This is a genomic window from Serratia sp. BIGb0163, from assembly GCF_024809935.1.
GTDB classification, from domain to species: Bacteria; Pseudomonadota; Gammaproteobacteria; order Enterobacterales; family Enterobacteriaceae; genus Serratia; species Serratia quinivorans.
Map to the genome: position 1 here is coordinate 63,736 of NZ_JANUDZ010000012.1, position 14,261 is coordinate 77,996.

The window sequence follows — 14,261 nt, forward strand, 5'->3', positions numbered from 1 at the left end:
GAAGGGATTTGACGTAGGGTATGAAAATACTGGTTATCGGCCCTTCTTGGGTTGGCGATATGATGATGTCGCAAAGTCTCTACCGCACCCTGAAGGCCGAGCACCCGACGGCAGAAATTGATGTGATGGCACCGGCCTGGTGTCGTCCATTACTGGCGCGCATGCCAGAGGTCAATCAGGCCCTGTCGATGCCACTGGGCCACGGTGCGCTAGCACTCGGTGAACGTCGACGACTGGGGCATGCCCTGCGAGCCAACGGCTACGATCGCGCCTATGTGCTGCCGAACTCGTTCAAATCTGCGCTGGTGCCCTTCTTTGCCAAGGTGCCGCAACGCACCGGCTGGCGCGGGGAAATGCGCTATGGCGTGCTGAATGATATTCGCTTGCTGGACAAAGCCGCCTTCCCGCTGATGGTGCAGCGTTACGTGGCACTGGCCTACGATAAACAACGCATTCAGCGCGCCGAAGATCTGCCGCAGCCGCTACTGTGGCCGCAACTGCAGGTCAGCGACGAAGAGATTGCCGAAACTACCGCCGCCTTCAACCTGACCGATCATCGGCCGATTATCGGCTTTTGCCCCGGCGCCGAATTTGGTCCGGCTAAACGCTGGCCGCACTATCACTATGCCGCTCTGGCGCAGAAGCTGATCGACCGGGGTTATCAAATCGCCCTGTTTGGCTCCGCCAAGGATAATGAAGCGGGTGAGCAGATACGGGCCGCGCTGGATGATGACTCCCGTGGCTTTTGCATGAATCTGGCCGGGGAAACCCAGCTTGAGCAAGCGGTGATCCTGCTGGCTTCCTGTTCGGCCGTGGTCAGTAACGACTCAGGTTTGATGCACGTAGCAGCCGCGTTGAATAAGCCGCTGATTGCCTTGTACGGCCCAAGCAGCCCGGACTTCACGCCGCCGCTGTCCGACAAGGCCAAAGTGATCCGATTAATTAGCGGTTACCATAAGATACGCAAAGGCGATGCCGATCAGGGTTACCATCAGAGCCTGATTGATATTCAGCCACAGCAGGTGTTGGACGCGCTGACGCCGTTACTTGCCGCCAGCGAGGAATAAACATGCAGGTGTTGATTGTAAAAACTTCCTCCATGGGAGATGTGCTCCATACGCTGCCGGCGTTAACCGACGCGATGCGGGCGATCCCCGGCATTCGCTTTGACTGGGTGGTAGAGGAAGGTTTCAGCCAAATTCCCACCTGGCACCCGGCGGTAGACCGCGTGATCCCGGTGGCAATCCGCCGCTGGCGAAAAAACTGGTTTGGCAGCGAAACTCGCCAGCAACGTTGCGACTTTAAACGTGTGGTGCAGGAACGAAATTACGACGCGGTGATCGACGCCCAGGGGCTAATCAAAAGCGCCGCGCTGATCACCCGCATCGCCAAAGGCAGCAAACACGGTCAGGACAGCAAAAGCGCCCGTGAGCCCTTCGCCAGCTGGTTCTACAACCATCGCTACGATATCGACAAACAGCAACATGCCGTTGAGCGTACGCGCGAGCTGTTTGCCAAAAGCCTGGGCTACGAAAAACCCGACAGCGTCGGCGATTACGCCATTGCGGCCCGTTTTCTCAGCCATCTGCCGGCCGATGCCGGCCAGTATCTGGTGTTTTTACATGCTACCACTCGCGATGAGAAACACTGGCCGGAAACACACTGGCGTGCGCTGATTGCGTTAACTGAGCCAACCGGTTTGAAGATCAAACTGCCTTGGGGCGCAGAGCACGAGCGTCAACGCGCACTGCGTATGGCAGAAGGTTTTCCGCACGTCGAGGTTTTACCCAAGCTCAGCCTGCAGCAGGTGGCCGAAGTGCTGGCCGGTGCGAAATGCGTGGTCTCGGTTGATACCGGCCTCAGCCATCTGACCGCCGCGCTAGACAGGCCGAACATCACGCTGTTCGGCCCCACCGATCCAGGATTGATCGGCGGTTACGGTCAGAATCAGTTTGCCTGCCGTCCCACTCATGGCAACAGTATGGCGGACATTACTGCACAAAAAGTTGCTGAGCTCATTTGTGAAAGGATGACCGTATAATGGGAACATTCTTCAAGCAGATATATCGCTATACTCATACTCGTCCTTTTCGGCATAACGAAAATCTCTGGCCCTACGTAAAGATTAAACGCGCTGCCAGCGGAGAAATCGTCGAACTACGGTACAAAAAGCAACATGTGCCGCTAGAACAGTTAGCCGATTTAAAGGGACAATTCGCTGGTGATATCTTGCTAACAGCCACCGGTCCGTCGGTGAAAAATCTTCGCTTGGAAAAATTTCCGAGCATGCCAGCAATGGGCGTCAATGGTGCTTATTTTCTGCACGATCGAGTGGATTTTAGATTTTATGTCATTGTCGATATTGGGTTTATAGATCAAAAACCGGAGATCATCAGCGATATTATCGATGATCAACGGCTGACGCTGTTTACCACGGTGCACAGCGTGGCTAAGATCATCGACAGGTTCGGGCTGGAGCGAGTGAAATGCCGTCTTGCGGTGATAGAGGACGCTGCATTCAAAATCTATCAACCCAAAATTACCAATGATGAACTCTGGTCAGTCTACCAAGATAATCGTGATGTCATTTTCGCCACTGAACGAAAGGATATTGCCTTCAATCATGATATTCGCAGCGGCGTCTTCGACGCTGGAACAGTAGCTTACTGGGCTTTACAGATCCTGACTTTCTTAGGTTTTGAACGGTTGTATATTATTGGGCTGGATATGAATAACTTCCACCAGCCGCGATTTTATGAGGCTGCAGATAATAAATTGCCAACTCAGCTCGAAAACAAGGTTACCGTGCAAGTTATGCCTTCTTTCAGCCATGCCAGCAAATTGATGAAGGCCAAGAATATTATTATAAAAAACCTTTCCATCACCAGTGCTATCAGTAATGATATTTTCGACAAGGTCGACCCGGATGAAATATTCAAATAACCCTTACTACCTACAAAAATTGTATGTAGTATTTTTTTTCCTTTTTTCATTTTTCAGCGCTATTTTCTATAGCTATACGAAAGTTAATAATTTATTTCATCTTTCAGCTATTTTTTTCGTCATTACTCTTTATTTCGATAAAGACTTTCGGCTGACTTTCTTCCGCAGCAATGAAATCCGTCGCGGCCTGGGTCTTACTGCTGCAATGCTTCTTTACTTTTCTTTTAGCAACCTGTGGTCAAACGATCCTGCCAATATCGAATCAACCCTGACGCACAGCGTTTACCTGTTAATTTATTTAGCCATGCTGATATCCATACTTAATGGGAATCAACGTAACTTATTGTTTACATTTGTTATTTTAGGGTTGGCGAGCCTGTGCCTGTTCTCAATCACTTTTGATTATCACGATATCTTGATCAGCAGACAAGTATCAAAAAGTAATCCAGGCCCAGAAAATGTGATTGATCTGGCAGGGTTAGCCGGAATCGGGGTGATACTAAGCCTGATCATATTTCGCGAAAAAAAGAGTCGGATGATTTTGCTCACCATTCCAATATTTTTAGGCACGATGTTGCTCACTCAAAGCCGTGGGCCCGTGCTTTCCTTACTGATTGCGATGCTGGTGGTATTACCCTATAAACACTTGAGACTCAAACATGTCGCCTGTTTCTTCATTGCCTTGATAGCCATTGGGATAACTATTATTTCATCCGAAATTGGGCAATTAGTGTTAGCCCGTTTTGAAGAGATACATGTGCAGAGTTTCTTACGTTTTAGCATCTGGCTTCATACTTTCGACCTGGTAAGCCAAGCACCTTATTTTGGTTATGGTTTCAATTCAGAGCTGGCCTTCACCAATTACTCTGGTGAAAATATAACCACTACACACAGCCTTTATTTGGGGTCATTACTGAAGGGTGGTCTAGTCGGATTGGGTATGTTATTCGCGGTTTTGGGCTATGGCTGCATATTAACACTGCGACGCCGGCACAACGGCATGCGATTGGAAGCAGCGCTGTTTATTTTCATGCTGCTATTTTATACCTCGCAGGGCATGTTCATCGTAGGTAACCCATCTGAATCATGGTATCTATTCTGGTTCCCTTTGGGCGTCATTATGTCCACCAGACTGAAATCTCACCTACCGTAATGGACAAATAGCGCCATCATTATAAATGATGGCGCTATGCCGGTATAATTATCGATACCTTTAACTATTCACCGAGCACCTTTATTACCTTCTCCATCACCTCATGACTGGTGATGATGCTTAAGGGTTGATAACGTTGTTCTGCTCCCAGCGGCTGTGTTTCTACCGGCACGTGTATCACCCGATGAAGTTCAGGATTCTGATAGGGCCCCGTTTGTTCTGGATTCGCACTCGCAAACAGGCTGACAGTTCTCGTTTTCAACGCAATAGCCAGATGTAACGGACCGGTATCGCCGGTAACCAGTACGTCCATGTTTTTCATCACGGCCAACAGTTGTGGTAAGGTAGTTTTCCCAATATAGCTGACCACTCGCTCTCGCTCTTCCGCCGTTAACCCCGCCATAAATTCACACTCAATATCTTGTTCTTTCGGCGTTCCAATCAGGGCGATACTGTAATCTGGAGAATGCGCCAGCAGCATTTTTGCCAAGCCGACAAATCTGGCCACCGGCCAACAACGTAGTGATTCAGAAGCCCCCATTTGGAAGCCCACCACAATTTTATTCAGCTGTTTTTGCTGTTGCGGAAAATCTACAGGGATAAACATTTCTCGGTTATCAGTAGCACAGCCTAATAACCCCACTAGCTCCAGTTTACGCTGAATCAAATGATCCTTGCCACGAATGCTAATGCCCGTCAGCCACTGGTCCATGCCCGCCAAATCGTTCTTATAGACGTCCTTAAATACGTATTCACAACCCGCGAATATCGCAGTGATGACATCATAAGGCGCTTTAGAGTGCAGAATTATTGCCAGTTGCGGTCTTTTTTTCTTCAACTGGCAGATCACGCTGAGCATATCTTTTGCTTTGTGATCCCAATAAATCACACTACTGAAATAAGGACTAGTTCCTACCAGACCTCTATTCTTGTGACTTGAGACCAGAGTAATCTCCGCAGCGGGATAGCGTTCATGGATAGCGCGAATCGCCGGAGTATTAAACATCAAATCGCCCAGCGCGGTTGTCGAGAAAATAGCGATACGATCAAACTCACGGCTTTTATCAAACGAACGCTTATCTTTAAAATTACTACCAAGTTTTGTATAAAGTCGGAGACAAGCATTCGCCAACTTTAATTTCCATTGCTTCGACATCTCAGTTCACTTTAAGTTGATAATATTCGGCCAACGTCATACCCACCGTGCGTTGCTGCAGCCAGGCAAAAAGCTGCTCCAAATCACGATATAACACTTCAATATCCTGCTGCGTTTTAAAGGTCGGGCTGCCGCCAGGCATAAACTCGGACGAGTGCAGCATAAACTCAACGTAGTCATGCCCCTGCGCCAGACATTGCTCCGCCACCGACTTCATTTTTTCCAGATTACCGCCGCTGGGCCGCAGCCAGTTGACCGACGGTGAACGCTGTTTGCCACGCAGGCTATCGTAAGCCTGCTTTAGCGTATTCATCAGTGCCGAATGCTTATACTGAATGCTCATCGGCACTTCCAGCAGCGGTGAGGAACCCGCCCTGGCGATATTTCCCGGATCGATAAAATAGGCCTGCGATGGGAAATTACGGTAGTCGGTACCGCCGTTACCTTGTGGATTACCCGGTGAATATTGCCAGTTAACTCGCGGCGTCACCGAGCAATCCACCTGATAGCCATATTCCAGCAGCAAAGCCGCATAGTATTCATTAAACGCCCAGCGCCCAGCACGGTGGCTGAGCATCTTGGTCTGGAAGCTGTCTTCCAGCAGTTTGGTCATATGATCGACCTTGGCACGGATTTGATCGGCCGGGTATTCGATCAGATAGGGTTTATGTCGCCAGTCGTCGTCGGTTAATGGCGTCAGCGGCGGACTGTTCCAGGCATGCAGATGCATGCCAACTTCCCCGGTATTACGCGCAATCACATCACGGGCGAACTCGACATACTCTGCATCCACCGCCATTTCGTAGTTGGTGAGGTACACCGGCTTAAAGCCATATTTCTCACACAACGCCTGAAAGCGCGGCAAAAAGCGCGTGTTTTCGGTCGAAATACGATCGTGGTTTTGCCACAGATTGTCGCCTTCGGTATCAATGGTGATGAGAAATGCCGGTTTGGTCATAAATAGAAAGCCTGATATCCATAGATATACATTATGTTACGCAGGGCGTTTCGCCAGGGCAAACGACTTCGCTGCCTGGTTTGGACAACGTTGAAGGCCTTTTGTCACTCCCCCAGGCTATTTTTTCGCTTCGCGGCAAGAAAACCGAGCAACAGTAGCCACATGCGATCGGGTCATTTAGAATCAAAGATTGGTTTCCCTGAAAGCGACTCATGATGAACGACGCGCCAGCCCTTGCTCCTGATACCTCGATACAGCGTATTCTGATCGTTAAACTTCGCCACCACGGCGACATGTTGCTGATCACACCGGTCATCAATACCCTGCGGCAAAATTACCCGCAGGCGCAGATCGACGTACTACTGTATAAAGAAACCCAGGAGATGCTGGCCAGCCACCCGGCTCTGACAAACGTCTTCGCTATCGATCGCCAGTGGAAAAAACAGGGCACTAAAGCGCATCTGCGCCATGAACTTAACCTGATTCGGCAGCTCAAGGCCCAAAGTTACGATCTGGTGGTCAATCTGGCCGATCAGTGGCGCAGCGCCCTGCTCTCCAGGCTGACCGGCGCGCGTATTCGTCTGGGTTTCGATTTTCCCAAACGTCAGGGCTTCTTATGGCGCCATTGTCATACCCATTTGGTACCGGTGAGCGATCACGCCTGGTTGCATACGGTTGAACAGAACCTGTCACTGTTAGAACCACTCAACCTGCCAAATATTAGCCAACAGGTGACCATGAGCTACCCGCCGCAGGACTGGCAGACCTGCGAACAGTTGTTGCAGCAACAGGGCATTAGCGGTGATTTTATTGTGGTGCAGCCCACTTCCCGCTGGTTCTTCAAATGCTGGAGCGAAGAAAAAATGGCGGCTACTATCAGCGCGTTACAGGCCGATGGTCACCAATTGGTGGTCACCTCCGGGCCGGACGCAAAAGAACGTGAAATGGTGGAGCGCATTTTGGCACTCTGCCCGCCACAGGGCGTAATTTCTCTGGCAGGTCAACTGACGTTGAGGCAACTGGCCGCCCTGATCGACCACGCTAAACTGTTTATCGGCGTAGATTCGGTGCCTATGCACATGGCCGCGGCGCTGCAGACCCCCTGCATAGCACTGTTTGGCCCTTCCAAACTGGTGTTCTGGCGCCCCTGGCAGGTCATTGGCAACGTGATATGGGCCGGAGACTACGGCGACTTACCCGATCCGGACGCCATCGATACCGGCACCGATGAACGTTATCTGGACCTTATTCCTACAGACGCGGTGATTGCAGCCGCGCGGAGCCAGCTTGCATGAAAGCATTTCGTTTGGCGATCGTTCGCCAAAAATACCGCCCGGACGGTGGCGCTGAGCGTTTCGTTTCCCGCGCCCTTGAGGCGTTGGAACAACAGGACCTCGACCTGAACGTTATCACCCGCGAATGGCAGGGTGACGCCAATCCAAACTGGCATATCCACCTGTGTAACCCGCTAAAATTCGGCCGCATCAGCCGTGAACGTGGCTTTGCCGAAGCGGCCAGAGCACTGTGGCAGAAAGAAAACTTCGATCTGGTGCAAAGCCATGAACGCATCCCAGGCTGCGATATTTACCGCGCCGGTGATGGCGTGCATCGCCGCTGGTTACTGCAGCGGGCTCGTTTGTTGCCGGAGTGGCGTCGTAAATGGCTGTTCTCCAATCGCTATCACCGTTACGTGATGTGCGCAGAACGGGCAATGTACGCTGCGCCGGAGCTGAAGGCCGTTATCTGCAATGCCGAAATGATTAAGCAGGAAATCATCGATGACTTCGGAGTCCCCGCCGATAAAATCACGGTGATCTACAATGCCATTGATAATCAAAAATTTCCGCCCGCCGATGCCGAACTACGCCAGCAGTTGCGTCTGCAGTATCAGATCCCGCAGCAGGCTCACTGCCTGGTTTTTGTCGGTTCCGGTTTTGAACGCAAAGGGCTGGCCGCTGCCATCCGTGCCGTCGCAGCGACCGACAGCTATCTGCTGGTGGTAGGTAAGGATAAGGCGGAAAAACGTTATCAGGCGCTGGCGCAATCACTGGGCTGCAGCGATCGGGTGCGATTTATGGGGGTGCAGAAACAAACGCTGCCGTTCTATCAGACCGCCGATGCGCTGTTGCTGCCCACGTTGTACGATCCGTTCCCCAACGTGATTCTGGAAGCCATGTCCTGCGGTTTGCCGGTCATTACCAGCACCACCTGCGGCGGCTCGGAGTTTATCACTCAGGGGCAAAATGGCTTTGTTACCGATGCCCTTGATGTCCCCGCGCTGGTCGCGGCGATCGTAGCGCTACCACGCCAGGCCCTGGGCTCCGCCATGGGTGAGGCAGCAAGAGCGCGTATCATGTCGGCTACCCCGGCGCGCCTGTCGGAACAGCTGATCTCCCTTTATAACCGGCTGCTGTATTAACTATGCGTATTCTGATGATTATCGACGGCCTGCCTGGCGGAGGCGCCGAAAAAGTGGTGCTGACCCTGTGCCAGGGAATGCAGCAAATGGGTCATGACGTCAGCCTGATTTCATTGCGCGACGTCTGTAACTATCCAATTCCCGCCGGCATTCACTATCAGGTGGTCGCAGACCATAGCCGCTCACCATGGCGCAAACTGACCGAACTGTCGCGCCGCGCCGCCGCATTGGATCGGGCGATCGCCGATAATGAGCGCCAACAGGGTGCCTATGATTTGGTGTTCTCCAACCTGCATAAAACCGATCGCATCGTCAGCCGCAGCAAGTTGCTCACGTCAGACCGCCTGTGGTTCTGCATTCACGGTATCCTGTCGACCTCCTATCTGGGCCACCGCAAGGGGCTGGATCGTTGGCTGAAACAACGGAAAATCACCCAGGTTTACCAGGGCAGGAATATCGTTGCCGTCTCACAAGCCGTGGGCAACGACTTGCAGCAGAACTTGCCGATCCGCCCAAACCGATTGGCGGTGATCAATAATCCGTTTGATATTGCCGCCATCGAGCAGCAGGCGGCGGAACCCTGTGAGCTGGCAGGCAAAGATTATCTGGTACACGTCGGACGGTTTCATCCGCACAAACGGCACGATCGGCTGTTGAAGGCCTATGCCCAATCGGGCATACAAGCCCCGCTGGCGCTGATCGGCACCGGCAGCGAAGCCAACGTAGAGGAAGTGAAACAACTGGCAAACCAGTTGGGTATCGCAGATCGAGTACTGTTCCTCGGCTTTCAGGCCAATCCCTACCCGTTTATTCGGCACGCATCACTGCTGGTACTAAGCTCCGACAGCGAAGGCTTTGGTAACGTGCTGGTGGAAGCGCTACTCTGTGGTACTCCGGTGGTCAGCACCCGTTGCCCCGGCGGGCCTGCGGAAATTCTGGAAAAAGCGGGAATGGATAACGCACTGGCGGAACTTAATGAAAAATCACTGGCGGAGAAAATGGCAGACATTTATGCCAACCCACCAGAGATTAATTACCAACAACTGTTGAGCTATGGACTAGAGCCTATTTGTCAGCAATACCTGGCACTCAAAAAATAAATAAGGCAGGGGATCCCTGCCTTATAGTTAATTAATTTAGTGTCTGTATTTTTTGCCAGACGTCTTCCACAGGAACATCAATACAGTCGCCCGATTCGGTTTGCAGAATCTGATAGCGTCCAGACCATGGATGCCAGGATTCTTTATCCGTATCGCCAAAGAACACCACCATATCTTTATTCAACGCCGCCGCCAGATGCATCTGCCCGCCATCGCTGCACAGCACTCTGTCGCATAAATCAAAACCGGCCAGCAGTTCACGCACCGACGCCGTTGGGTACAGCGCCACGCGCTCACTCTGACATAACGCCAACAACTGCTCTGCGCGTTTCTGATCGCCGACATCATCCGGCGTTAGCGTGCCCTGAGGCGACCAGAAAATCAGTATCGCCGTATTCTGTTCGGCGAGTAAGCGGTTGATAATTTCGGCATAGCGCTCGATCGGCCAACGCCGTTTAGGGCTGCGGCTACTGATATGAACCGCGAAAACTCGCTCGACCGGCGGCAGGCATTGTTGCAAACGCTGCGCCGCCTGCTGGCGCTCTTCAGCCGTCAGGTACACCCGCACCGGGGGGATGGGAATACGCTGGTCGGTAATCGCCGAAAGGTAGCTGTAGGTGTGCTCTACCTGATGCTTGCCGCTGAAATTCTCCTTACGAAAAGGATGATGAATCTCAGGCGTACCCAAATCTGCACCAATAATATTGCCGATCCCCGCCATTTTTGCCAATCGCAGGCTGTACTTGCAGGGAACCGGGTTGGCCAGGATCGCCGCATCAAATTTTATTTTACGCAGTTTAAGAAAAATCATCAGGCGTTCGAAATAAACCCCCAATGTGGTTTCATTTTTCGCCTTGTGCTTTGCCTTTTTATAGACGAAGACCTTTTCAAGGTGCGGGTTATTTTTAACAACATCCTGACTGACTTTATTGATTAACAGATAAAGTTTGGCATCCGGATAGGCAATTTTCACCCCTTCGATCAGCGGAGTGGTACAAACAAGATCGCCAATATTGTCACGGCGAATAATTAAAATATTCTTCATTCCAAGCCTATCAGCGAAATCTCTCGCCTGTTGTCTGAAACTGACACCCAAGGTTACCAAATTAGCGCCTTTCCCTTCCAGTTATGGTACTATTCTGAATAACCCATATAAATGAAATTGATAGAATGTTGCTGCGTTTATATCAGGTACTACTCTACCTCATCCAACCCCTGATCTGGCTCCGCTTACTGTTGCGCAGCCGCAAAGCTCCAGCCTACCGTAAACGCTGGGCAGAACGCTATGGCTTCTGCGCCGGAAAAGTCGTACCGGGTGGCATCATGCTGCACTCCGTCTCCGTGGGTGAAACGCTGGCGGCCATCCCGTTGGTCCGCGCACTGCGCCACCGCTACCCCTATTTACCGATTACTGTGACCACCATGACGCCGACTGGTTCAGAACGCGTGCAGTCCGCCTTCGGTAAAGACGTTCATCATGTTTATCTCCCTTACGACCTGCCAGGCTCGATGCATCGTTTTCTGGATCAGGTGAACCCCAAGCTGGTCATCATCATGGAAACCGAGCTGTGGCCCAATCTGATTAACGCCCTGCATCAGCGTCAGATCCCTCTGGTCATTGCCAACGCCCGACTTTCCGCCCGCTCTGCCGCAGGCTATAAAAAAATCGGCGGTTTTGTCCGCGATATGCTGCGCCGCATTACGTTGATCGCCGCGCAAAATCAGGAAGATGGCGAACGTTTTGTCGAACTCGGCCTGAAACGCTCACAACTGACCGTAACCGGCAGCCTGAAATTCGATATTTCAGTTACCCCGGAGCTGGCTGCGCGTGCAATCACGTTACGCCGCCAATGGGCGCCGCGTCGCCCGGTGTGGATCGCCACCAGCACCCACGAAGGTGAAGAAAGCATTCTGCTGGCCGCGCACCGTAAACTACTGGAAAAACACCCTGACCTGCTGCTGATCCTGGTGCCACGCCACCCGGAACGCTTCGCTACGGCCAAAGAGCTGGTGCAAAAAGCCGGCTTCAGCTACACCCTGCGCAGCAGTGGTGAAATCCCTTCCGGCGGTACCCAGGTGGTGATCGGCGATACCATGGGCGAACTGATGCTGCTGTACGGCATTGCCGATCTGGCCTTCGTTGGCGGCAGCCTGGTGGAGCGCGGTGGACATAACCCGCTGGAAGCGGCTGCGCACGCCATCCCGGTACTGATGGGGCCACATATTTTCAACTTCAAGGATATCTGCGCCAAGCTGTCACAGGCCGAAGGTCTGATCACCGTGACCGATGAAGATTCACTGGTCAAGGAAGTGGCTACGCTGCTCACCGACGAAGACTATCGCCGCTATTACGGCCGCCACGCGGTAGAAGTTCTGTATCAAAACCAGGGAGCGCTGCAGCGCCTGCTGCAATTGTTAGAACCGCATCTGCCGCCCCGGAGTCATTAAGTGAGCGCGCGCAAAAGTCTGTCGGTGGTGATTATCGCCAAGAACGAAGCCGGGCTGCTGCCGGATTGTCTGCAATCCGTAGCCTGGGCAGACGAAATCGTCATGCTCGACTCAGGCAGTCAGGATGACAGCATCGCCGTGGCCGAAAGTTTGGGCGCCAAAGTATTCACCCACGTCGACTGGCAGGGATTTGGTAAGCAGCGCCAACTGGCTCAGAGTTACGCCAGCCACGACTATATTCTGATGATCGACGCCGACGAACGCGTTACCCCGGAACTGCGCCAGTCAATTGAACAAACGTTGACTGCGCCGAACGATAATCAAGTCTACAGCTGCGCACGCCGCAACCTGTTCCTCGGGCGTTTTATGCGTCACAGCGGCTGGTACCCGGATCGCGTCAACCGGTTGTACGCCAACCAGCGCTATCGCTATAACGACAATCTGGTGCATGAGTCGCTCAATACCAACGGGGCGAAAGTGGTGCCGCTTAACGGCGATCTACTGCATCTGACCTGTCGCGACTTTTTTGCCTTCCAGCGCAAACAGCTACGTTATGCCGAAGAATGGGCCAATCAACGCCACCAGGCCGGCAAGCGCTGCGGCTATCTCTCGATCCTGACCCACACTCTGGGTGCCTTCTGCAAAACCTGGCTGCTGCGTGTCGGCTTCCTGGACGGTAAACAGGGGTTGCTGTTAGCCGTGGTCAACGCGCAATATACTTTCAATAAATATGCCGCACTCTGGGCATTGGGCCGCAACTATTCAGAGAAGTGAATCATGACCCGTAAAGCCATTTATCCCGGTACTTTCGACCCCATGACCAACGGCCACCTGGATTTGGTAACCCGTGCGTCATTGATGTTCGATCACGTCATTTTGGCGATTGCCGCCAGCCCGAGTAAAAAACCACTGTTCACACTCGATGAGCGCGTAGCTTTAGCCAGCCAGGTGACCTCTCATCTGGATAATGTGGAAGTGCTGGGGTTCAGTGAACTGATGGCGCATTTTGCTGCTCATCAGAATGCCAATATTCTGGTTCGCGGCCTGCGTGCGGTATCTGATTTTGAATATGAACTGCAGTTGGCCAATATGAATCGCCATTTGATGCCGACGCTGGAAAGTGTGTTTCTGATGCCTTCCGAAGAGTGGTCGTTTATCTCGTCCTCGCTGGTGAAAGAAGTGGCGCGCCACGGCGGTGACATCGCCCCTTTCCTGCCGGCCGTGGTTACCCAGGCATTGTTCGAAAAACTCGCCGCGCAATAATCAGCGCTGGCAGCGTGGGCAGAAGAAAGTGCTGCGCTGCCCGTGCTTGGCGGACTCGATCGGCGTGCCGCACGCGCGGCAAGGCTCACCCGCTCGCCCATACACCTGCAGTTCCTGCGCAAAATAACCCGGCTTGCCGTCCGACTGCAAGAAATCACGCAGCGTGGTACCGCCCTGCTCAATCGAACGCAGCAATACCGCCTTAATGGTTGCCACCAAAACTTCGGCTTCTACCTTGCTCAGCGAGCCTACAGGCCGGTCAGGCAGGATCCCGGCGGTAAACAACGATTCACTGGCGTAGATATTGCCCACGCCCACCACCAGCTTGTTATCCATCAACCAGGGTTTGATCAGCGTCCGCTTGTTGCGTGATTTTTCGTACAGGTAGGCACCGGTAAAGGCTTCACTCAAGGGTTCCGGGCCAAGGTGAGCCAGCACATTGCTGGTCGCCAGATCGTCACACCATAGCCAGGCACCAAAACGGCGCGGATCGGTATAACGTAGCGTCATGCCATTGCTGATCACCAGATCGACGTGGTCGTGCTTTCCAGCCTCGGTTTCCTCCGCCAACATCCGCAGACTGCCTGACATCCCCAGATGGACGATAATCCAGCCGCTAGCCAGTTCAATCAGCAGATACTTGGCGCGACGCTGTACGCTGAGTACCGGCTGGTCGCTCAACGCCAGAATTTGCTCGGAGACCGGCCAGCGCAGGCGTGCATTGCGTACCACTGCATATTGAATACTATGGCCAACCAGGTAAGGTTCAATACCGCGGCGGCTGGTTTCAACTTCTGGTAATTCAGGCATCTGGCGCTCTC

14 protein-coding genes are annotated in these 14,261 nt (G+C 52.7%); 10 read left to right on the forward strand and 4 right to left on the reverse strand.

What is annotated here, in order from left to right:
* Positions 1–20 precede the first annotated feature (20 nt).
* Genes rfaF through M2406_RS25580 form a run of 4 tightly spaced genes read left to right on the forward strand, consistent with a single transcriptional unit; the run spans position 21 to position 4,096 of the window.
* On the forward strand, positions 21–1,067 hold the full coding sequence (rfaF, locus tag M2406_RS25565; protein ID WP_012147499.1) for an ADP-heptose--LPS heptosyltransferase RfaF: 1,047 nt from the start codon (positions 21–23) through the stop codon (positions 1,065–1,067).
* 2 nt (positions 1,068–1,069) lie between these two features.
* A complete protein-coding gene (gene rfaC, locus M2406_RS25570) occupies positions 1,070–2,041 on the forward strand; it encodes a lipopolysaccharide heptosyltransferase RfaC (RefSeq protein ID WP_112363652.1) in 972 nt (323 codons plus the stop codon).
* On the forward strand, positions 2,041–2,943 hold the full coding sequence (locus M2406_RS25575) for a sugar glycosyltransferase (RefSeq protein WP_115183527.1): 903 nt from the start codon (positions 2,041–2,043) through the stop codon (positions 2,941–2,943). Before rfaC ends, M2406_RS25575 begins: the two co-directional genes overlap by 1 nt.
* Complete coding sequence (locus tag M2406_RS25580) at positions 2,927–4,096, forward strand: O-antigen ligase (protein ID WP_259191871.1); 1,170 nt, start codon at positions 2,927–2,929, stop codon at positions 4,094–4,096. Before M2406_RS25575 ends, M2406_RS25580 begins: the two co-directional genes overlap by 17 nt.
* Positions 4,097–4,160: 64 nt before the next feature.
* On the opposite strand, the gene M2406_RS25585 is transcribed toward M2406_RS25580, so the two are convergent.
* Together M2406_RS25585 and M2406_RS25590 are read right to left on the reverse strand one after the other, a co-directional pair.
* Positions 4,161–5,252 (reverse strand): glycosyltransferase family 9 protein, encoded by a 1,092-nt coding sequence (locus M2406_RS25585; protein WP_012147503.1) that lies wholly within the window; start codon positions 5,250–5,252, stop codon positions 4,161–4,163.
* Position 5,253: 1 nt separating this feature from the next.
* On the reverse strand, positions 5,254–6,210 hold the full coding sequence (locus M2406_RS25590) for a polysaccharide deacetylase family protein (RefSeq protein WP_259191872.1): 957 nt from the start codon (positions 6,208–6,210) through the stop codon (positions 5,254–5,256).
* A 212-nt stretch (positions 6,211–6,422) separates the two neighbouring features.
* Here M2406_RS25590 and rfaQ point away from each other — a divergent pair, with 212 nt between their 5' ends.
* Genes rfaQ through M2406_RS25605 form a run of 3 tightly spaced genes read left to right on the forward strand, consistent with a single transcriptional unit; the run spans position 6,423 to position 9,729 of the window.
* Entirely contained in the window at positions 6,423–7,505 is a 1,083-nt protein-coding gene (gene rfaQ / locus M2406_RS25595) for a putative lipopolysaccharide heptosyltransferase III (protein ID WP_259191873.1), read from the forward strand.
* Complete coding sequence (locus tag M2406_RS25600; RefSeq protein WP_259191874.1) at positions 7,502–8,629, forward strand: glycosyltransferase family 4 protein; 1,128 nt, start codon at positions 7,502–7,504, stop codon at positions 8,627–8,629. Before rfaQ ends, M2406_RS25600 begins: the two co-directional genes overlap by 4 nt.
* 2 nt (positions 8,630–8,631) lie before the next feature.
* Positions 8,632–9,729 carry a glycosyltransferase gene (locus M2406_RS25605; RefSeq protein ID WP_259191875.1) on the forward strand — a complete coding sequence of 366 codons (1,098 nt, stop codon included), beginning with the start codon at positions 8,632–8,634 and terminating at the stop codon, positions 9,727–9,729.
* Between the two features lie 31 nt (positions 9,730–9,760).
* On the opposite strand, the gene M2406_RS25610 is transcribed toward M2406_RS25605, so the two are convergent.
* Positions 9,761–10,774 carry a glycosyltransferase family 9 protein gene (locus tag M2406_RS25610; RefSeq protein WP_129939592.1) on the reverse strand — a complete coding sequence of 338 codons (1,014 nt, stop codon included), beginning with the start codon at positions 10,772–10,774 and terminating at the stop codon, positions 9,761–9,763.
* A gap of 125 nt (positions 10,775–10,899) precedes the next feature.
* Between M2406_RS25610 and waaA the strand changes: the two genes are divergently transcribed.
* From waaA to coaD, 3 genes are read left to right on the forward strand one after another with little or no spacing between them, the layout of a single operon-like run.
* Positions 10,900–12,177 carry a lipid IV(A) 3-deoxy-D-manno-octulosonic acid transferase gene (waaA, locus tag M2406_RS25615; RefSeq protein ID WP_012147509.1) on the forward strand — a complete coding sequence of 426 codons (1,278 nt, stop codon included), beginning with the start codon at positions 10,900–10,902 and terminating at the stop codon, positions 12,175–12,177.
* Positions 12,178–12,951, forward strand: coding sequence for a glycosyltransferase family 2 protein (locus M2406_RS25620; RefSeq protein ID WP_259191876.1), 774 nt, complete (start codon positions 12,178–12,180; stop codon positions 12,949–12,951). It abuts the gene before it with no gap.
* Between the two features lie 3 nt (positions 12,952–12,954).
* Positions 12,955–13,440 carry a pantetheine-phosphate adenylyltransferase gene (coaD, locus tag M2406_RS25625; protein ID WP_012147511.1) on the forward strand — a complete coding sequence of 162 codons (486 nt, stop codon included), beginning with the start codon at positions 12,955–12,957 and terminating at the stop codon, positions 13,438–13,440.
* Here the strand turns inward: coaD and mutM are convergent, their stop codons facing one another.
* Positions 13,441–14,250, reverse strand: coding sequence for a bifunctional DNA-formamidopyrimidine glycosylase/DNA-(apurinic or apyrimidinic site) lyase (mutM, locus tag M2406_RS25630; RefSeq protein WP_259191877.1), 810 nt, complete (start codon positions 14,248–14,250; stop codon positions 13,441–13,443).
* Positions 14,251–14,261 lie beyond the last annotated feature (11 nt).

What these genes read in the sequence shown, in the direction of transcription:
- rfaF (WP_012147499.1), top strand. Translation starts at nt 21, where the DNA reads ATGAAAATACTGGTTATCGGCCCTTCTTGGGTTGGCGATATGATGATG.
- M2406_RS25575 (WP_115183527.1), top strand. Translation starts at nt 2,041, where the DNA reads ATGGGAACATTCTTCAAGCAGATATATCGCTATACTCATACTCGTCCT.
- M2406_RS25585 (WP_012147503.1), bottom strand. Translation starts at nt 5,252, where the DNA reads ATGTCGAAGCAATGGAAATTAAAGTTGGCGAATGCTTGTCTCCGACTT.
- waaA (WP_012147509.1), top strand. Translation starts at nt 10,900, where the DNA reads ATGTTGCTGCGTTTATATCAGGTACTACTCTACCTCATCCAACCCCTG.
- M2406_RS25600 (WP_259191874.1), top strand. Translation starts at nt 7,502, where the DNA reads ATGAAAGCATTTCGTTTGGCGATCGTTCGCCAAAAATACCGCCCGGAC.
- rfaC (WP_112363652.1), top strand. Translation starts at nt 1,070, where the DNA reads ATGCAGGTGTTGATTGTAAAAACTTCCTCCATGGGAGATGTGCTCCAT.
- M2406_RS25605 (WP_259191875.1), top strand. Translation starts at nt 8,632, where the DNA reads ATGCGTATTCTGATGATTATCGACGGCCTGCCTGGCGGAGGCGCCGAA.
- coaD (WP_012147511.1), top strand. Translation starts at nt 12,955, where the DNA reads ATGACCCGTAAAGCCATTTATCCCGGTACTTTCGACCCCATGACCAAC.
- M2406_RS25610 (WP_129939592.1), bottom strand. Translation starts at nt 10,774, where the DNA reads ATGAAGAATATTTTAATTATTCGCCGTGACAATATTGGCGATCTTGTT.
- M2406_RS25580 (WP_259191871.1), top strand. Translation starts at nt 2,927, where the DNA reads ATGAAATATTCAAATAACCCTTACTACCTACAAAAATTGTATGTAGTA.
- rfaQ (WP_259191873.1), top strand. Translation starts at nt 6,423, where the DNA reads ATGATGAACGACGCGCCAGCCCTTGCTCCTGATACCTCGATACAGCGT.
- M2406_RS25590 (WP_259191872.1), bottom strand. Translation starts at nt 6,210, where the DNA reads ATGACCAAACCGGCATTTCTCATCACCATTGATACCGAAGGCGACAAT.
- mutM (WP_259191877.1), bottom strand. Translation starts at nt 14,250, where the DNA reads ATGCCTGAATTACCAGAAGTTGAAACCAGCCGCCGCGGTATTGAACCT.